Here is a 19,032-nt window from a genome sequence, read left to right as displayed (position 1 = left end):
CAGAAGGATTACCAGGTCTGAGTGGCCTTGAATTGCTCGACGCCAGACTTGAGACCATTCTTGATCTCGTCGCTGTAATCGCCGGTCTGGTTGATCTTGTCCAGCAGCTCGCCATGCTCGGCCTTCATGTAATCGTGCAGAGCCGCTTCGAAGTCGAGCACCTTGTTAACCTCGACGTCGTCCAGGAAGCCTTCGTTGGCAGCGAACAGCGACAGCGCCATTTCAGCCACGGACATCGGCGAGTACTGCTTCTGCTTCATCAGTTCGGTGACACGTTCGCCGTGCTCGAGCTGTTTACGAGTTGCTTCATCCAGGTCGGAGGCAAACTGCGAGAACGCCGCCAGCTCACGATACTGCGCCAGCGCCAGACGCACACCGCCACCCAGCTTCTTGATGATCTTGGTCTGTGCCGAGCCACCTACACGAGAGACTGACAGGCCAGCGTTGATGGCCGGGCGAATCCCTGAGTGGAAAAGGCTGGTTTCCAGGAAAATCTGACCATCGGTGATCGAGATGACGTTGGTGGGAACGAACGCCGAAACGTCCCCCCCCTGGGTCTCGATCAGCGGCAGCGCGGTCAAAGAGCCAGTCTTGCCGGTAACTTCACCGTTGGTGAACTTCTCGACGTAGTCGGCATTGACACGCGCGGCGCGCTCGAGCAGACGCGAGTGGAGATAGAATACGTCACCCGGATAGGCTTCGCGGCCCGGCGGACGCTTGAGCAGCAGAGAAATCTGGCGATAAGCCCAGGCCTGCTTGGTCAGGTCGTCGTAGACGATCAGCGCGTCTTCACCACGGTCGCGGAAGTACTCGCCCATGGAACAACCGGCGTAAGGTGCCAGGAACTGCATGGCAGCCGGATCGGCGGCACCGGCAGCGACGACGATGGTATGCTCCATCGCGCCGTATTCCTCGAGCTTGCGAACCATGCTGGCAATAGTGGACTGTTTCTGGCCTACGGCAACGTAGATACAGGTAACGCCCTTGCCTTTCTGGTTGATGATGGCGTCGATCGCAATGGCGGACTTACCGATCTGACGGTCACCGATGATCAGTTCGCGCTGGCCGCGGCCGATCGGCACCATGGCGTCGATCGACTTGAGGCCGGTCTGGATCGGCTCATCGACGGACTGACGGGTGATGACGCCCGGAGCGACCTTTTCCACCGCATCGGTCATCTTGGCGTTGATCTCGCCCTTACCATCGATGGGGTTGCCCAGCGCGTCGACCACGCGGCCGACCAGTTCAGGGCCCACCGGGACTTCGAGGACACGACCGGTACACATGGCAGTCATGCCTTCTTCGAGCTGCTGATAGTCGCCGAGCACGACGGCACCGACGCTGTCACGCTCTAGGTTGAGCACCAAACCATAGATGTTATTGGGAAACTCGATCATTTCACCGAACATCGCTTCCGCCACACCGTGAATCTGCACGATGCCGTCGGATACGCTAACGATGGTGCCCTGGTTACGGGCTTCGGTCGCGACATCCAGCTTTTCGATACGCTGCTTGATGATGTCGCTGATCTCGGAAGGATTCAGTTGCTGCATGCCATGTCCCTCAGACTCAGACGGAAAGTGTGTCGCGTAGGCGGGCCAATCGACCACGTACCGACCCGTCGATCACGGTGTCGCCGGCGCGCAGGATGACGCCGCCCAGCAGGGCGCTGTCCACCTGAGTGGTAATGGAGATTTCGCGGTTCAGGCGCTTGGCCAGGGCACTCGCGAGCTTGTCTTCCTGCTTGGCATCCAGCGGGAACGCAGAGACGATGGTCACGTCCATGCGTCTTTCCTGCTGGGCCTTGAGCAGTTCGAATTGCTCGGCAATGTCCGGCAGCGCCACCAGGCGGTTGTGTTGGCCGAGGGTCCGGAGGAAGTTCTGCCCCTCCTTGCCCATCGCATCGCCGCAGACCTCGATGATCACATCGGCCTTATCGACGCCGGACAACCGGGGGTTGTCCATCACGCGGGCTCGCATATCGGCATCGACAGCCACCTTCGCTGCCAACGCCAACATGTCGGACCAGGCCTCTAGCGCCCCCTGGGCGTGCGCGAACTCGAACGCCGCCTTGGCGTAAGGTCGGGCAACGGTAGACGTTTCAGCCATGGGTCACCTCCTCAAAGCTCGGTAGCGAGTTTGTCGACGAGCTCGCGGTGTTTGGCCTCGTCGATGGAGGATTCCAGGATCCGCTCCGCCCCCTCGATGGCGAGTCGTGCAACCTGCGCACGCAGCTCTTCCTTCGCGCGGTTGATCTCCTGATCGATTTCAGAACGGGCGCTGGCAATCATGCGCTCGCCTTCCAGACGGGCATTCTCGCGCGCCTCCTCGATCATCTGGTTCGACCGCTTGTGGGCCTGCTCAAGAATCTGCGCTGCCTGCTCCTTGCTTTCACGCAGAGTCTCGTTGGCCTGTTGCTGGGCCAGTTCGAGATCGCGGTTAGCACGGCTGGCAGCGTCCAGACCATCGGCAATCTTCTTCTGGCGCTCCTGCAGTGCCTGGATTAGCGGCGGCCACACATACTTCATGCAGAACCAGACAAAGATCGCAAAGGCGATCGTTTGCCCGATAAGCGTCAAATTGATATTCACAGGAATGTACCTCTGACAGTTTCGTGGCGACCGGATAAGACAGACCGAGCGTCAAAACGCTCGGCATGTCGTATTAACCGGCAACAACGAAGATCAGGTACATTGCGATACCAACACCGATCATCGGCACAGCGTCAAGCAGGCCAGCCATAAGGAAGGTTCGAGTCTGCAGCAGGGGACCCAATTCCGGCTGACGAGCAGTCGCTTCGAGCAGCTTGCCACCTAGAATCGCAAAGCCAATGCCGGTACCGAGTGCGCCAAGACCGATCATGAGAGCAGCGGCAATGTAGATAAGTTCCATGGGAGTAACTCCTAGTTTTTAGTCAAGGTTAAGGTGTAGCTAGGTTATGTTGAAACCGTGTCAGTGTTTCTCGTGCGCCGAACTCAGGTAAACCACTGTCAGCACCATGAAGATGAAAGCCTGTAGTGTGATGACCAGAATGTGGAAAATGGCCCACGGTACATTCAGTGTCCATTGGATCCAGAACGGCAACAATGCAATCAGGATAAAGATGACTTCGCCAGCATACATGTTGCCAAATAGTCGCAACGCCAAGCTGATGGGCTTGACCAGTAGCTGGAGCACTTCAAGAAACAGATTGAAGGGCACCAGCGACCAATGATTGAAAGGAGTGAATGACAGTTCCTTGGCGAAGCCACCCGCTCCCTTGATCTTGAAGCTGTAGAATATGATCAGGCAGAACACGCCTATGGCCATGCCGAATGTCGCGTTGGGGTCGGTCGTCGGAACGACCTTCATGTAGTCGACCCCCAGTTTGGCAAAGACCCCTGGCAACCAGTCGATCGGAATCAGCTTCAGTGAATTCTGGAGAAATATCCACACGAACACTGTCAAGGCCAAGGGTGCAATCAACGGACTACGGGTATGAGGCCCCTGAAACGTGGTCTTGACGGTATCGTCAACGAACTCTACCACCATCTCGACCATGTTCTGCAGGCCACCCGGTACGCCGCTACTGGTCGCGGAGTTGGCAACCTTGCGGAACAGGCCAAGAAAGATGACCCCCATCAGCACGGACCAACCGATGGTATCCAGGTGAATAGCCCAGAACCCCATTTCGCGTGCCTCTTCAGCACCATGGGCGATCGACCAGCCATTTTCTGGATGCAGGCCGAAGGTCAGGTTCTGCAGGTGGTGCTGAATGTACTCAACAGAGGTTACATTTTCGCTTGCCATGGATCTGCCTCAATTCCGGGGGAGCGATCTGCCGTGCATTAGCCAGGGTGCTAACCAATGCACAAACGATGTCGCCACATAAGCACAAAAAAACAAAGCTGGGTTTGAGGGGGGCACTGTGGCAAACACGAGCGCAAACAGAGCCACCGTCAAACCGAACTTACCGGCCTCAGCGGTGTAGAGGCTTCTTGTTATGATGCGGGCATGGCTTACGTTGCTTACCAGGAACATACGCCATGCGAAATAGAGGTTAGGCACGATACCTACTACGCAGCCCGTCAGAGCGGCAAAAGCAGCCTCTCGACCTGCCGCCACAAGGCTAGCAGCGATGAGCATAACCGCCATCAAGCTCTGAAACAGAAGGATCCGATAAAGCCTGGGGCGCTTGTACGCCGCGGGGATCGATTGCTGCGTCCGATGCAATTTTCCGGGCCCGATGTTCACCTCGTTGACCAGGGTCATCCTCATGGTAAATCCCGGCGGATTATAGGGGAGCGGGGATCACCCTTCAACCGATCATGCACCGAAATTGCTCGAACTTTAGCGACCTTACAACCAATAGGTAACGATCTGCATGGATAAATCGTTATCATGCTAAACAGTCATTGGCCTCGCTGGACTAGCGAATATGCGCCAGGATGCCGTCGAGTTCATCGAGACTGCCATAGCGAATGGTCACTCGCCCGTTTCCCTTGCTGCCATGCTGGATGCGCACCGGCGCGCCCAGCAATTCGCCCAGCTGGGTTTCCAGCCTGGCGACATCGGCCGTGGGTTTGTCGGTCGGTTTCTCACTGGGCTTGCCCTGCTGAAGTTGCTTCACCAAGGCTTCGGTCTGGCGTACGGTGAGCTCCTTGGCCACGACCTCATGTGCCGCCCTGCGCTGTTTTGCCGCAGGCAGGGTTAACAGGGCACGCGCATGTCCCATGTCGAGATCGCCCCGCTCGAGCAGCGTCTGCACTTCAGGATCGAGCGCCAGCAAGCGCAACAGGTTGGCGACCTGGGCGCGCGACTTGCCCACCGCATCGGCAACCTGCTGTTGAGTCAGCTCGAACTCATCGAGCAGGCGTTTCAGTGCCATTGCCTCCTCGACCGGATTGAGGTTCTCGCGCTGAATGTTCTCGATCAGCGCCAGGGCCAGCGCAGTCTGGTCGCTGACGTCGCGGACCACCGCCGGAATGTCGTTGAGCTCGGCGAGCTGCGCGGCACGCCAGCGACGCTCGCCGGCGATGATTTCGTAGCGGTCTTCGCCGATCGGCCTTACCACGATGGGCTGCATCACGCCCTGGGCGCGGATCGAATCGGTGAGTTCCTCGAGCGCCTCGGGCTGGATCTCACGGCGTGGCTGGTACTTGCCCCGGCTCAGTTGTTCCAGTGGCAGGCGGACCAGGCGTTCATTGCTATCCTCGACGACGGAAGCGCCTTCGGCGAGTGTGGCACTATCGAGCTGACCATCGGCATCGAGCAGTTCACGGCGGCGGGCACCGGCGCCTATCAGGGCATCCAGACCACGTCCCAGGGCACGTTTACGAGTCATGAGCGTTCCTACGAGGCGTTTCCCGAATCATAACGACAAGCGACGGATCAATTCCTTGGCCAGCACCCGATGGGCCTGGCTGCCACGCGAGAAGCGTGCATACTTGGTGACGGGCAGCCCATGACTGGGCGCTTCGGCCACGCGTACGTTGCGCGGAATGGTGGTTTTGAGCAAGGTGTCACCGAAGTAATCGCTCAACTGCTTGCTGATGTCGCGCGTCAGACTGTTGCGGTTGTCGTACATGGTCCTCACGATACCGAACACCTGCAGCGTCGGATTCACGCTGGCCCGAATCTGCTCGACGGTATCGAGCAGCGCCGACAGGCCTTCGAGGGCATAAAATTCGCACTGCAGCGGGATCAGCACGCCATGCGCCGCGGTCAGGCCGTTGAGCGTGAGCATGTTGAGCGATGGCGGGCAGTCGATCAACACCACATCGTACTCGCGAGCGATTCCGGCAAGCGCATCGTGCAGGCAGCGTTCGCGACCGTCACGGTCGAGTAGGTCGACTTCCGCCGCGGTGAGGTCGGCATTGCCAGGTAGCAACGCGTAGCCGGCCTCGGGGCAATCGAGGATCACGTCGACGGCACGCTTGTCGCCGAGCAGGACGTCGAGCACGCTGCCATCCAGTTCATGCTTATCGACTCCACTGCCCATGGTGGCATGCCCCTGGGGATCGAGGTCGACCAACAGCACGCGGCGATCGAGGGCAGCCAGGGCGGCGGCCAGATTGACTGCCGTGGTGGTCTTGCCGACGCCGCCCTTCTGGTTGGTCAAGGCAATGATCTTGGTCACGAACGACTCCCTTCCCGACTCCCCGTCAAAATGGTTTTCCCGGCGCGCCGTAGACGCAGCAGTTGGCGGCTGGCCTCGTCGCCGGGTACATGCAACTCACGTCGCTCGATCAGCATGATGCTGTCCGGTAACGCCAAACTTTCCTGTTCGGCGGCGCGGCCCTTCATCGCCAGCCATTCGCCATCGTCGGCGAGCAGCGGCTCGGTGAGCGCGACGAAGTCGGTCAGGCTGGCGAAGGCCCGTGAGATGATCTGCTCGAACGGCGCCTCCACGCGATACGCCTCGACCCTGGCCTGTACCGGAGTCACGTTGCCCAGGCCCAGTTCGAGTACCGCCTGGCGCTGGAAGCGGACCTTCTTGCCATTGCTGTCGAGCAGCGTAACGGCCAGCTGCGGATCGAGGATCGCCAGAACCAGGCCAGGCAGGCCGGGACCCGAGCCCACGTCCAGCAGTCGCGGGCCGTGCACCAGCGGCAACACCGACGCACTGTCGAGGAGGTGACGGGTCACCATCTCCTCGGCCGAACGTACCGCGGTGAGGTTATAGGCGCGATTCCACTTGTGCAACAGCGCCAGTAACGCCAGCAGACGATCATGCGCCTGGGCATCGGCGTCGATGCCCAGTTGGGCGAGTCCACTGACGAGACGGCGCTCACACTCCGGCGTCATGCATTCACCGCGCGACGGTCATCGAGCAGACGGCGCTTCTTGAGGTGAATCAGCAGGATCGATACTGCCGCTGGGGTGACACCGGAGATGCGCCCGGCCTGAGCCAGCGTTTCGGGACGCGTCGCGGCGAGTTTCTGGCGAATCTCGTTGGACAGCCCCTCGACCCGGTCATAATCGAGGTCCGCCGGCAGCGGTGTCTGCTCATGACGCTTGAGCTTGTCGATCTCGTCCTGCTGACGATCGATATAGCCCTGATACTTGGCCTGGATCTGGACCTGCTCGGCCACGGCCTCGTCGCTCACCGGCTCGCCCTTGAGTACGGCGACATCGGCATAGACGAGCTCGGGACGCTTGAGCAGCTCGAATAGGCTGTACTCCCGGTTCAGCGGCTTGGGCAGCTTGGCGTTCAACTGATCGGCCTCGGCGGAACGGGGCTGGACCCACGCCGACTGCAGGCGTGCAGTCTCTCGCTCGATGCCTTTGCGTTTGGCCTCGAAGGCGGCCCAACGCCGATCGTCGACCAGGCCCAGCCGACGGCCGGTTTCGGTCAGGCGCAGATCGGCATTGTCCTCGCGCAGCAGCAACCGGTATTCGGCCCGCGAGGTGAACATACGGTACGGCTCCTGAGTACCCATGGTGATCAGATCATCCACCAACACGCCGAGGTAGGCCTCGTCGCGCCGCGGTGCCCAGCTGTCCTGCCCGAGTGCGCGTCGGGCAGCGTTCAGACCAGCGAGTAGTCCCTGGGCCCCGGCTTCTTCGTAGCCGGTGGTACCGTTGATCTGACCGGCGAAAAACAGGTTGTGGATAAACTTGGTTTCCAGCGAATGGCGTAAATCGCGCGGATCGAAGAAATCGTATTCGATGGCATAGCCCGGCCGCGTGATGTGGGCATTCTCCATCCCTTTGATCGAGCGAACCACCTGTAACTGCACGTCGAACGGCAACGAGGTGGAAATTCCGTTGGGGTAGAGTTCGTGGGTGTCCAGCCCCTCGGGTTCGATGAATACCTGATGGCTGGTCTTGTCGGCAAAGCGATGGACTTTGTCCTCGATCGAAGGACAGTAACGCGGCCCGACACCTTCGATGACCCCGGAGTACATCGGCGAACGATCGAGATTGGCAAAAATGATCTCGTGAGTGCGCTCGTTGGTGTGCGCAATGTGACAGCTGACCTGCTGTGGATGCATTGCTTGCGAGCCGAGATACGACATCACAGGTGTCGGCGTATCGCCGGGCTGCTCCTCGAGCATGGAGAAATCGACGCTCTTGGCATCGATACGCGGTGGCGTCCCGGTCTTGAGACGCGCGACACGAAACGGCAATGCGCGCAGTCGCTGAGCCAATGCATTGGCCGGCGGATCGCCGGCGCGGCCACCGGCATGATGGTCCAGCCCGATGTGGATAACTCCACCCAGGAAGGTACCGGTACACAGCACCACGGTCTCACCGAGGAAACGAATCCCGGTCTGGGTAACGGCGCCGCGAACCGTGTCGTTCTCGACGATCAAGTCATCCACACCCTGTTGAAACAGGGTCAGGTTGGGCTGGTTCTCCAGCATGCCGCGAATGGCCGCCTTGTAGCGTACACGGTCGGCCTGGGCGCGCGTGGCACGCACGGCCGGCCCCTTGCGCGCATTGAGCACACGAAACTGGATGCCACCACGGTCGGTGGCCAATGCCATGGCACCACCGAGCGCATCGATCTCCTTGACCAGATGGCTCTTGCCGATTCCGCCGATCGCCGGGTTGCAGGACATCTGCCCCAGCGTCTCGATGTTGTGTGTCAGTAATAGGGTCTGACAGCCCATGCGGGCAGCGGCCAGTGCGGCTTCTGTTCCCGCATGGCCACCGCCGATGACGATGACGTCAAAGCGGTTGGGGTAATCCAAAATGCACCTCGACTTGCGCCTGTCGGCGCGCCGGTTTTGGCAGGTGAGGGTAAATAGCCGCCCAGTATAACGTCCCTGTGGGTAACCGTCAGGGGTTTTCCACATGGCGTTTTCTCAGAGCCATTTGTCATTCATTAATAAAAATAGAGTTAAAGAAAAGAAGTTCTGTTGTGGTTGTTACTACTAGTGTGGATACTTTTTGTGGATAACCTAAAAAACCATAAATATCTCATTGCGTTGCATTGTTAACCAATCGTGGGAAAAGCGGTCAGTGAGCTGCGGAAATCATGCCGTGAGACTGTGGATGGAACATGACCTTATCCACACGCGGCTTTATGCCCCGCTTATCCACCTGTGCCTACCGTGGCTGTCATCAGGGTGATTAACAACACGGATCAAGACGGGGAAAGCCAGGCATGGCGGGGGCAACAGGACGATTTTTGGCTGCTGAAGCGGAAAACTATCCACAGGCCAAAAAAGTGCCTGTGCATAGCGGAAAGAAGCCAGTGACGAGAGGGCTGGATAAAAAATGCCCGCTTCAAGAGCGGGCGTTCGGTCACGAGGAGAAGCGCGAATCAGTGCTTGAGCACGCGGGACAGGAACGACTGAGTCCGCTCATGGCGAGGATGATCGAAGACTTCATGAGGTGGCCCCTGTTCGACGATGCGACCGCCATGCACGAAGATCACCCGATCGGCGACTTCTCGGGCAAAGCCCATTTCATGGGTGACGATCATCATGGTCATGCCCTCGTTGGCGAGTTCACGCATGGCATCGAGTACTTCGCCAATCATTTCCGGATCGAGCGCCGAAGTGGGCTCGTCGAACAGCATAAGACGCGGCTCCATGGCCAGGGCGCGGGCCAACGCCACGCGCTGTTGCTGACCGCCGGAGAGCTGGCTGGGATACTTGTCAGCCTGATCCTCGATGCCGACGCGGGCTAGCAGCTTTTGCGCAGTGTCCAGCGCCTTGTCGCGAGGCCAGTTGCGTACCTTCATTGGCGCCAGGGTGACATTGTCGAGCACCGACAGGTGCGGAAACAGGTTGAATTGCTGAAAGACCATGCCGACTTCGGTACGGATGGTCTGCAGCGTTTTGCCGCTCTTGCCGTTGGGCAGCAGTTCGTTGCCGTCGACCACGATGCGCCCGCCTTGGAACTCCTCGAGACCGTTGACGCAGCGAATCAGTGTCGATTTACCGGAGCCGCTGGCCCCGACGATGACGACTACCTCGCCGGGGGCGACTTCCAGGTCGATGTCCTGCATGACATGCAATTTGCCGAAGTGCTTGTTGACCTTGTCGAGACGGACGATGGGCTCACGGTCGTCGGTCTGGCGCGATGGGGTATGGGTTGCTTCGCTCATGTGTTTTCTCCTCACTGTCCGACCAGGCCGCGGCGTTCGATCTGGCGCAGAGCGAAGGACAGGCTCAGTGTGATGGCCAGGTACATCACGGCGACCATGAAATAGACCTCGAGGGCCGTAAACGTCGTGGCGATGTAGATTTGGCCCTGGCGAACCAGTTCACCGACCCCAATCACCGAGAACAGCGAGGTGTCCTTGATACTGACGATACCTTGATTGCCGAGTGCCGGAATCATCCGCCGGAAGGCCTGCGGCCAGATGATGTAGCGAAATGCCTGGGCGCGCGACAGGCCCAGCGAAAGGCCGGCCTCGCGCTGGCCCTTCTCGATGGACTGAACGCCGCCGCGTACGATTTCCGAGATGTAGGCCCCGGCGTTGAGGGCAATGGCGGCGATGCCGGCGGTCAGGGCGTTGATCGGGCCGCCAATGATCTGAGGCAGCCCATAGAAGATGAACAGTACCTGGACCAGTACCGGGGTGCCGCGAAACACTTCGATGTAAGCGATTGCCGGCCAGCGCAGGATGGCAATCGGACTGATGCGTAGCAGGCCGAAGACGATGCCGATGATGAAGCCGATGGCCAGGCCACCGAAGGAGATCAGCAGCGTCCAGGGTATCCCTTCCAGCAGGTAGGGAATGGAGTCGATGGCCGCCTGCCAATCGAACTGGAAAGTGACGTCCACGTCGGTTCTCCGTACGGGCCCGCCGAACAGGGCCCTGGTTTTTTGGAATGGAAACGCAACGGGGCCGGGCGCTTGGCCACCCGGCCCCGTTCATCGCGGCGAAGTGAGGTTACTGTGAAGCGCCGTCCTCGCTGGGCGCCTCGCCGAACCACTTCTTGTAGATTTCGTCGTAGGTGCCGTCTTCCTTCATGGAGGCGAGTGCCTCGTTGGCAGGCTCGAGCCATTCGCTGCCGGAGGTGAAGGCGATACCGTACTGTTGACCTTCATAGAGCGGCCCAACCACCTTGGCACGGCCTTGCCCCTGGGTCTGGGCGAAATAGCCGACGTTGGGGGCATCGTAGAAGACTGCGTCGACACTGCCGCCCATCAGTGCCATGTACATGTCGGCGCTACCCGGGTAGGGCTTGATGTCCGCTGCGTCGCCGAGGTTTTCCTGCAGGAAGTCATAGCTGGTGGAGCCGATCTTGGTACCGATGCTCATGCCTTCCAGATCGCTGATTTCATCGACGCTGTCGTTGTTGGCGGGCACCAGGATACGCAGGCCGGAGTCGTAATAGGGATCGCTGAAATCGACGATCTTTTCGCGCTCGTCGGTGATGGTGATGCCGGCGATGGCCAGATCGGCGTTGCCGGTCTGCACGGCGGGGATGATGCCGTTGAAGTCCATGGTGCGCAGGTCGAGCTCGAAGCCGGCGCGATCGGCGATCTCGCGCAGGATGTCCATGTCGAAACCGACCATTTCACCGGTGTCCTTGTCCATCATCTCGAAAGGGACGAAGCTGGGATCGGTGACGGCGCTGACGGTTTCCTGCGCGGAAGCGACGGTGGCGATGCCGAGTCCCGCCGCCATGGCAGCGGCCAGAGAGACCCGTTCTAGAACATTCTTTTTCATGGAGTTCCCCACTTAGAAATTTTATTCATGGAACACGCCTTTTACCTTGGCGAGTTCGGGGGAAACCGTCAAGTAACAGAAAGGATGACGCCGGACTGACCGGCGTGAAGAAAAATAGCCAAGTCAGACCATGAACGAGGCGCCGCAACCGCAGGTCGATGTGGCGTTGGGGTTCTTGATCACGAAGCGGGCACCGGCGAGGCCCTCCTCGAAATCGACCGTCGAACCCACCAGATATTGATAGGACAACGGATCGACGACCATGCCGACATCGTCGATAGCGATCACGGTATCGTCGGCAGCGGTCTGCTCGGCGAAATCGAACCCATACTGGAATCCCGAACAGCCACCACCGGTCACGAATACACGCAGCTTGAGGTCGGGATTGCCTTCTTCGGTGGCCAGGGCACGCAGGCGGCGAACGGCCGCATCGGTGAGTAGCAGGGGAGTGGGGGCAAAGGATTCGGCACCGCTCATGAGATGGGAGCCTCCGAAAGTCGACAGAAATAGAACCCGATATTATCCACAAAACCTAGCAAAAGGGTCAACTTTTACCAATGGCACCGGGCCATCGCGAGACAGATTGAGACGCTGATCTACAAATATGATACACAAGGTAAAGGTTAGCGCTCCTCAGGGAAGGGTGACGCGGCGCAGCCAGTTTTTGCAATGATCGTAAGGAACGTGTCTTGTCTCGTCTGCCCTTGCCCGATCTTAGTCTCGAGCGTTTCCGGCGCCAACTGGCCAGCGTCGATGCCCTACCGCAGCTTTGCGTGCTGGGGGTAGTCTCGGGACTGCTGGCCGGCGGCGTAATGGTCATCTTCCGGTTGCTTCTCAGCCTGGGTGCCTGGCTGCTGATGCCGCATGGAAACATCGAATCTTTCGAGATGCTGTCTCCCTTCCTGCGCTCGCTGCTGCCGATAGTGGCTGTCAGCCTGATCGGTCTCTGGCTATGGCGTCAGCCAGCCCAGGCACGCAAGGTCGGTATTGCCCATGTCATCGAGAGGCTCAGCTACCACCAGGGGCGTTTTCCGCTACGCAACTGGATCAATCAGTGGTGGATCGGGATAGTTACCGTGGTGGGTGGGCTTTCTGCTGGGCGTGAGGGGCCGGCAATCCATCTGGCCGCGGCAGCGTCCAGCGGGCTCGGACAGCGTATGCGCCTGCCTCATAACAGCTTGCGGGTACTGGTTGGGTGTGGCACCGCGGCTGGCATATCAGCTTCGTTCAATACGCCTATCGCCGGGGTCATCTTCGCCATGGAAGTGGTGTTGATGGAATACACCACGGCCGGTTTCTTGCCGGTGATTCTGGCATCGAGCACAGGGGCAGTCATCGCACAGCTGGTTTATGGCAGCGATCCTGCATTCCAGGTACCCCCGGTAAGCCTGGGGTCGCTGGTCGATCTGCCGTGGATCCTCCTCACCGGATTGATCGTCGGCCTTCTTGCTGGTTTATTCGTCCACATTGCCCGCAGCGGTCCACGGTTGGAACGTGTACCCGGATGGTTGCGTCTAGCCATGGTCGGTGTGTCCGTTGGCGCGGTGGCCTGGTGGTATCCTCAGGTCCAAGGCATGGGTTATGACACCTTGGGCGCCACATTGACCGGCGATGTGGCCATAGACGTACTTATTGCTGTCGCTATCGGCAAGCTGTTGCTGACTGCCGGCGCCGTAGCTTGTGGGGTGTCGGTCAGTATCATCGGTCCGGTGTTGGTGATTGGTGCGGCGGCGGGAGCCCTATGCGGGATGCTGGGAGGCTGGCTGTGGCCGCAGGTCGCCTCCGAGGCTGCACTCTATGCCATGCTGGGCATGGCGGCGATGATGGGCGCCGTATTACAGGCACCGCTGGCAGCATTGATGGCGCTGCTCGAGCTGACCCATAATCCCAATATCATCCTGCCAGGCATGCTCTCGGTCTCGGTAGCCGTACTCACCTCACGTCAGCTCTGTGGTTGCCAAGGATTCTTCATCACCCAGACGCAACACGGCCTGCATCGTTTACAGCAACCATTGATGCAGGCTCTCTCTCGAGTCGCCGTACCGGCTGTCATGGAACGCAGCTTGGCCCGCACTCAGCGTATGATCAGTCGTGAGCAGGCCCAAGCTCTGCTCGAAGACAAGCCGACCTGGTTGGTGATCACCCGTTCCCAAGAAGAGAAGACACCGATTGCACTGAAAGCAGCGGACCTGGCACGTGTAATGCTCGACGAGCAGTGGGCTGACGAGGAATCCTTCGACCTGCTGGAGATTCCAGGCCAACGCCTGGAACTGGCGCCCATTCACCTGCAGGCTACCCTCAACGAAGCGTTCGAGCGCCTCAACGAGTACGGTGTGGATGCGCTGTACGTACAGCACACGACCGCCCCGCTGATTCAGAAGATTTCGGGTATCATCACCCGCGATGCCATCGAGAGTTACTACCGCTACAAGCGCTGATCCCAAGAATCGAGACTGCTGACTGCAATAAGGAGATGCAATGTACCTGTGGGTAAAAGCGTTTCACCTGGTCGCCATGGTCACCTGGTTCGCCGCCCTGTTCTACCTGCCGCGACTGTTCGTCTATCACGCCATGGCTCGCGACAAGAACGACACTCAGGCGATGGACTACTTCACCGTCATGGAGCGCAAGCTGTTTCGCGGCATCATGACCCCCTCCATGGTTGCCGTCATCGCGCTCGGCGCCTGGTTGCTGTTCATGGCCCCGGGCTTTCTGAGTCAGGGCTGGCTGCATACCAAGCTGCTGCTGGTCCTGTTGCTGGTGGGTTATCACCACATGTGTCTGGCCTACATGAAACGCTTGGCCGCTGGTACCTGCACCAAGTCGCATACTTATTTCCGTTGGTTCAACGAGGCCCCGGTCATTGCCCTGATCCTGATCGTCATCCTCGCCATGGTTAAACCCTATTGATGCACGGTGCCAAACTTCCCGTGGTTCTCGTCTTGGCAGGACACGACCCAACCGGCGGAGCCGGCCTGGTTGCCGATGCCGAGACCGTGCTGGCCTGTGGCGGTTGGCCGGTCACGGTGCCAACCAGCCTCACGGTGCAGAGCACCCACGACGTGTTCAATGTAACGCCCTGCGCCCCCGATGGCATTCGCGATATGGCCTGGGCCCTGCTCGACGAGTTCGACGTAGCAGCGATCAAGGTTGGTCTGATCGCGGACGAGGCGAGCCTGGACGCCATCGAGGATGTGGTACGCGCCTGTCCCGGAATTCCGCTGGTCATCGATCCGGTGCTGCGCGCCGGCGGTGGGAAAGACTTGTCCACAACCGCATTGATCGACGATTTTCGTCATCGGTTACTACCGCTTGTGGATATCCTGACGCCCAACCGTCACGAGTTGGCGAGATTGGCGGGGGAAGATGCCGGTAGCGATGTCGATCGGGTCGTCGCCCTGCTGTCACAGGGCTGCCAGGCGGTGTTGGTCACTGGTACTGACGATCCGCCACCGGAAACGCCGGACGATACCGTAATACATACATTGCATACTCCCGAAACCAGCCGGCAGTGGCGCTGGTCCCGTTTGCCGGGCCAGTTTCACGGTTCGGGCTGCACTCTGGCGTCGGCCGTGGCGACTCGCCTGGCCGTGGGAGAAAGCCTGGTGGCGGCCTGCGAGCAGGCCCAGCAGTTCACTTGGGAAAGCCTGCGACACGGCTGGCAACCGGGAACGGGGCAGGCCTTGCCCAGACGGTGGAGACCATGACCGACAAGCGACACGACTGGACCCGTGGGGTCTATGCGATTACCGATGCCCAACTGCTATCCAACGACAGGCAATTGCTCGCTGCGTGTCGAGCGGCGCTGAACGGAGGACTGGCCCTGCTTCAGTACCGTGACAAGTCCGGCGATCTGAGCCATCGTTTGCGTCAGGCACTGGCGCTGGCCATGATGTGCCGCGACGTTGCGGTGCCGCTGATCATCAACGACGATCTGGCCCTGGCGCGACGTTTGCGCGACGATGGATTTACCGGCGTTGGCCTGCATCTCGGGCAGGAGGATGGTTCGCTGCGCGAAGCGAGGGAAGTGCTGGGTCCCGAGGCGATCATCGGGGCCACGTGCCATGCGAGTCTTGCACTGGCCGAACGGGCAGCCAGCGAGGGGGCCAGCTATCTGGCCTTCGGCCGATTCTTCGCTTCGAAGACCAAGCCCGAGGCACCACCGGCAACGCTCGATCTGCTGGCCGAGGCTGGACGCTTCGGGCTGCCAAGAGTAGCGATAGGTGGCATCGATATCGATAATGCCGGATTGGCGCGCAGCGCGGGAGCCGAGTTGCTGGCCACGGTCCATGGGGTGTTCGGTGGTGACGATCCCGAAGCCCGGGTTCGAGCCATCAACGCACGCTTGGCAGCGTATCCATAGGTTATCCACAGGCCGTCAACGTAAAGTTATTCGACCTGTCCAGAGGTTTATCCACAAATTCGCAAATAGAGGCATCCAATGACCACTTCCGCACAGCTCTTCGAACAGGCCTGTCGCCATATTCCCGGCGGAGTGAACTCACCGGTGCGCGCCTTCAAGGGGCTGGAGCGGCCGCCGGTCTTCATCGAACGCGCCCAAGGGGCCTATCTGTTCGATGTCGAAGGCAAGCGTTATATCGATTACGTGGGCTCGTGGGGACCCATGATCACCGGCCATGCCGATCCCGACGTCCTCGCGGCGGTTCGCGAACGTCTCGATGCCGGCCTGTCCTTCGGTACCCCGACCGCCATCGAGACCACCATGGCCGAGCTGATCTGCGAGATCATGCCGTCGATGGACATGGTGCGCATGGTCAACTCGGGTACCGAGGCGACCATGTCGGCGATCCGTCTGGCACGTGGTCACACGGGACGTGACAAGATCGTCAAGTTCGAGGGTAACTATCATGGCCATTCCGATTCGCTACTGGTCAAGGCCGGTTCCGGTGCGCTGACCCATGGCGAGCCCAGTTCGCCCGGCGTCCCCGCTGCGCTGGCCGAACACACCATCACGCTGCCCTACAACGACAGCGAGGCGGTGCGGGAAAGCTTTGCCGAAATCGGCGACGAGGTGGCCTGCATCATCGTCGAGCCGGTCGCCGGCAATATGAACTGCATTCCCCCCGTGCCTGATTTTCTGGAAACGCTGCGCACGGTTTGCGACCAGTATGGCAGTGTGCTGATCTTCGATGAGGTAATGACCGGTTTCCGCGTAGCGCTGGGCGGCGCGCAGGCGCATTACGCCGTCACCCCCGATCTGACCTGCCTGGGCAAGATCGTGGGTGGTGGCATGCCGGTCGGCGCATTCGGCGGCAAGCGCGAGATCATGGAAAAAATTTCGCCGCTGGGCCCGGTCTATCAGGCCGGTACGCTGTCAGGCAATCCGCTGGCCATGGCCGCCGGCATTACGCTGCTCACCAAGGTAAAGGAACCCGGTTTCCATGCGGCCTTGGCCGAGCGTGTCGAGACGCTATGCAGCGGCCTCACGGAACGCGCCAGGGCGGCAGGCGTGGAAATGATCACACAACAGGCCGGTGGCATGTTCGGCGTATTTTTCACCGGCCAGTCGCGAGTGGAGAACTTCGCCCAGGCCACCGCCTGCGATGCAGCCATGTTCCGGCGCTTCTTTAGCGGCATGCTCGACCATGGCGTCTATCTGGCACCGTCCGCCTATGAGGCAGGATTCATGTCCAGCGCGCATGGCGATGCGGACATCGCCGCGACGTTGGATGCCGCGGAGCAGGTTTTCGCCGGGCTGGCCAAGGCCTGACAGAGCGACGGTCATTCTAGGGAGAGAACGCATTGAGTCAGGCACTGATCCAGGCATTGAACGATGCCGCATGCTACGACCATCCCGTCGACGCTATCGAAATCATCGAAACGCATATCTCGTGGGTGGTGCTGACCGGGGAGTATGCCTACAAGCTCAAGAAGCCGCTGGATTTCGGCAGTTTTCTGGACTTTTCCACCCTCGACAAGCGTCGTCGGCTGTGTGCCCAGGAAGTCCAGCTCAACCGGCGGCTGGCTCCGTCGCTGTATCTGGAAGTCGTGCCCATCTCGGGCAGTCCCGAGGCGCCGCGGATCAACGATGCCTCGGCGCCCTTCGAATATGCAGTGAAGATGCGTCAGTTCAGCAATCGTCTGTTGTTCAGCAACCTTCAGGCCAGCGGCGACCTGTCGCTGGAGCTGCTCGACGATCTGGTCGATCAACTGGTGATCTTCCACGAGGGGGCGCAGCGCCTTCCCGATGACGGTGACGACTGGGGCTCGCATGAGGCCATGCAGCGCATCATGGAGCGCGAGTTCGCGCTGATCGCGCCGCGTCTCGAGGGCGATGCCGATCGCCGCCGGCTGGATGTCCTGCATACCTGGGTGTCGGAGGCCCTGGAGCGCTTCAACGACGAGTTCGTGAGGCGGCGGCGCGAGGGTTACGTTCGTGAAACCCATGGCGACGTGCATCTGGGCAATGCTGTGCGTCACGAGGGGCGAGCACTGATGTTCGACGGCATCGAGTTCAACGAAGAGTTGCGCTGGAGCGACGTCGGTGCCGACCTGGCGTTTCTGCTGATGGATCTCGAGACGCGGGGCGAGGAAGCTTTCGCTCACCATGCCCTGAATCGCTACCTGGAGCTGTCCGGCGATTACACATTGGTGCGCTTGCTGCCATTCTACAAGCTGTATCGTGCCCTGGTGCGTGCCAAGGTGGCCATTCTGCGTTATCACCAGCCGGAGCTTCACCCTGCGGATCGACCGGCGGTCATGGCCAGCTATCGTCGATACATCGATCTGGCCGAGCGCTATACGGAGTTCACCTTCCCCTATCTGGTGATCGGGGTCGGTGTGTCCGGCAGTGGCAAAAGCCGCTTTACCGGAGAAATGGTGCGACGCCTGGGCGGGGTTCGTTTACGTTCCGATGTGGAGCGCAAGCGCCTGTTCGGTTTCGATCCACAGGCTCGTACCGCCGAACAGGGTGTGGATATCTATACCTCCGAGGCGACTCGCCAGACCTACATGAGCCTGGCGCAATTGACCGGTGTCCTGCTCGAATCGGGGTTGCCAGTGTGTATCGATGCGACCTGTCTGCGCCGCGATCAGCGCGATCTGCTACGCCAGCAGGCGGTCGGGCGTGGACTGCCGGTACTAATGGTGAGTTTCGAGGCCGATGAGGCGACACTCAAGGCGCGAATAGAAAAGCGTGCACGGCGCGGCGGAGATCCCTCCGAGGCCGGGTTGGCCGTGCTCGAGCGGCAACTGGCCTGCTTCGAAGAATTCACCGACGAGGAGCGACTGCACCTTATCCATCTGGACACCACGGCCGAAAACGCCAACCTGACATTAGTGGGGATGATTCAGGAACACCTGCGCCTGAATCGGCCGTGAGAAAGCGCGGCCGGTGTCCAGTGTCAGAAAGGGGTAAAGAGTGACGGAGCATCCGCTTTTCTCGATAATATGCC

The 19,032-nt window shown here is 60.1% G+C and carries 20 protein-coding genes; 6 read left to right on the top strand and 14 right to left on the bottom strand.

The features are described 5' to 3' along the window. Positions 1-8: 8 nt before the first annotated feature. From atpA to erpA, 14 genes are all read right to left on the bottom strand, one after another. Positions 9-1,553 (bottom strand): F0F1 ATP synthase subunit alpha, encoded by a 1,545-nt coding sequence (atpA, locus tag MHM84_RS07640; protein WP_239264443.1) that lies wholly within the window; start codon positions 1,551-1,553, stop codon positions 9-11. A gap of 16 nt (positions 1,554-1,569) precedes the next feature. Further along, the gene (locus MHM84_RS07635; protein ID WP_239264441.1) at positions 1,570-2,109 is read right to left on the bottom strand and encodes a F0F1 ATP synthase subunit delta; all 540 of its coding nucleotides are present in this window, start codon (positions 2,107-2,109) and stop codon (positions 1,570-1,572) included. A gap of 11 nt (positions 2,110-2,120) precedes the next feature. After that, positions 2,121-2,591, bottom strand: coding sequence for a F0F1 ATP synthase subunit B (locus MHM84_RS07630; protein WP_239264437.1), 471 nt, complete (start codon positions 2,589-2,591; stop codon positions 2,121-2,123). A 73-nt stretch (positions 2,592-2,664) separates the two neighbouring features. Then, positions 2,665-2,892, bottom strand: a complete 228-nt coding sequence (gene atpE, locus MHM84_RS07625) for a F0F1 ATP synthase subunit C (RefSeq protein WP_239264434.1) — start codon at positions 2,890-2,892, stop codon at positions 2,665-2,667. A 60-nt stretch (positions 2,893-2,952) separates the two neighbouring features. Next, positions 2,953-3,789: a F0F1 ATP synthase subunit A gene (atpB, locus tag MHM84_RS07620; protein ID WP_239264433.1), complete on the bottom strand. Its 837-nt coding sequence runs from the start codon at positions 3,787-3,789 to the stop codon at positions 2,953-2,955. Between the two features lie 9 nt (positions 3,790-3,798). Continuing rightward, positions 3,799-4,257, bottom strand: a complete 459-nt coding sequence (locus MHM84_RS07615; RefSeq protein WP_239264430.1) for an ATP synthase subunit I — start codon at positions 4,255-4,257, stop codon at positions 3,799-3,801. A gap of 151 nt (positions 4,258-4,408) precedes the next feature. Continuing rightward, positions 4,409-5,323, bottom strand: a complete 915-nt coding sequence (locus tag MHM84_RS07610) for a ParB/RepB/Spo0J family partition protein (protein ID WP_239264428.1) — start codon at positions 5,321-5,323, stop codon at positions 4,409-4,411. Positions 5,324-5,350: 27 nt separating this feature from the next. Continuing rightward, positions 5,351-6,118 carry a ParA family protein gene (locus MHM84_RS07605; RefSeq protein WP_239264425.1) on the bottom strand — a complete coding sequence of 256 codons (768 nt, stop codon included), beginning with the start codon at positions 6,116-6,118 and terminating at the stop codon, positions 5,351-5,353. Next, positions 6,115-6,786: a 16S rRNA (guanine(527)-N(7))-methyltransferase RsmG gene (rsmG, locus tag MHM84_RS07600; protein ID WP_239264423.1), complete on the bottom strand. Its 672-nt coding sequence runs from the start codon at positions 6,784-6,786 to the stop codon at positions 6,115-6,117. Before rsmG ends, MHM84_RS07605 begins: the two co-directional genes overlap by 4 nt. Then, entirely contained in the window at positions 6,783-8,678 is a 1,896-nt protein-coding gene (mnmG, locus tag MHM84_RS07595; RefSeq protein ID WP_239264420.1) for a tRNA uridine-5-carboxymethylaminomethyl(34) synthesis enzyme MnmG, read from the bottom strand. The genes rsmG and mnmG overlap by 4 nt, the downstream gene beginning before the upstream one ends. Before the next feature lie 575 nt (positions 8,679-9,253). Further along, positions 9,254-10,042, bottom strand: coding sequence for an amino acid ABC transporter ATP-binding protein (locus tag MHM84_RS07590; protein ID WP_275445708.1), 789 nt, complete (start codon positions 10,040-10,042; stop codon positions 9,254-9,256). Positions 10,043-10,053: 11 nt separating this feature from the next. Continuing rightward, positions 10,054-10,725 carry an amino acid ABC transporter permease gene (locus MHM84_RS07585; protein WP_239264418.1) on the bottom strand — a complete coding sequence of 224 codons (672 nt, stop codon included), beginning with the start codon at positions 10,723-10,725 and terminating at the stop codon, positions 10,054-10,056. 109 nt (positions 10,726-10,834) lie between these two features. Then, complete coding sequence (locus MHM84_RS07580; protein ID WP_239264415.1) at positions 10,835-11,617, bottom strand: transporter substrate-binding domain-containing protein; 783 nt, start codon at positions 11,615-11,617, stop codon at positions 10,835-10,837. Between the two features lie 123 nt (positions 11,618-11,740). Then, positions 11,741-12,094, bottom strand: a complete 354-nt coding sequence (erpA, locus tag MHM84_RS07575) for an iron-sulfur cluster insertion protein ErpA (protein WP_239264412.1) — start codon at positions 12,092-12,094, stop codon at positions 11,741-11,743. 212 nt (positions 12,095-12,306) lie between these two features. On the opposite strand from erpA, the gene MHM84_RS07570 reads away from it, so the two are divergent. From MHM84_RS07570 to MHM84_RS07545, 6 genes are all read left to right on the top strand, one after another. Continuing rightward, a complete protein-coding gene (locus MHM84_RS07570; protein ID WP_239264409.1) occupies positions 12,307-14,055 on the top strand; it encodes a chloride channel protein in 1,749 nt (582 codons plus the stop codon). Between the two features lie 40 nt (positions 14,056-14,095). Continuing rightward, positions 14,096-14,527: a protoporphyrinogen oxidase HemJ gene (gene hemJ, locus MHM84_RS07565; protein ID WP_239264406.1), complete on the top strand. Its 432-nt coding sequence runs from the start codon at positions 14,096-14,098 to the stop codon at positions 14,525-14,527. Beyond that, the gene (locus MHM84_RS07560) at positions 14,527-15,324 is read left to right on the top strand and encodes a hydroxymethylpyrimidine/phosphomethylpyrimidine kinase (RefSeq protein WP_239264403.1); all 798 of its coding nucleotides are present in this window, start codon (positions 14,527-14,529) and stop codon (positions 15,322-15,324) included. Before hemJ ends, MHM84_RS07560 begins: the two co-directional genes overlap by 1 nt. After that, a complete protein-coding gene (gene thiE, locus MHM84_RS07555; protein ID WP_239264401.1) occupies positions 15,321-15,980 on the top strand; it encodes a thiamine phosphate synthase in 660 nt (219 codons plus the stop codon). The genes MHM84_RS07560 and thiE overlap by 4 nt, the downstream gene beginning before the upstream one ends. Positions 15,981-16,058: 78 nt before the next feature. Continuing rightward, on the top strand, positions 16,059-17,348 hold the full coding sequence (gene hemL / locus MHM84_RS07550; RefSeq protein ID WP_239264398.1) for a glutamate-1-semialdehyde 2,1-aminomutase: 1,290 nt from the start codon (positions 16,059-16,061) through the stop codon (positions 17,346-17,348). Positions 17,349-17,380: 32 nt separating this feature from the next. After that, the gene (locus MHM84_RS07545) at positions 17,381-18,958 is read left to right on the top strand and encodes a bifunctional aminoglycoside phosphotransferase/ATP-binding protein (protein ID WP_239264396.1); all 1,578 of its coding nucleotides are present in this window, start codon (positions 17,381-17,383) and stop codon (positions 18,956-18,958) included. Positions 18,959-19,032: the final 74 nt, after the last annotated feature.

This window comes from Halomonas sp. McH1-25 (assembly GCF_022348165.1).
Classification (GTDB): Bacteria; Pseudomonadota; Gammaproteobacteria; order Pseudomonadales; family Halomonadaceae; genus Modicisalibacter.
The sequence above is the reverse complement of the archived record's forward strand: the minus strand, read 5'-3'. Positions and strand labels throughout refer to the sequence as shown.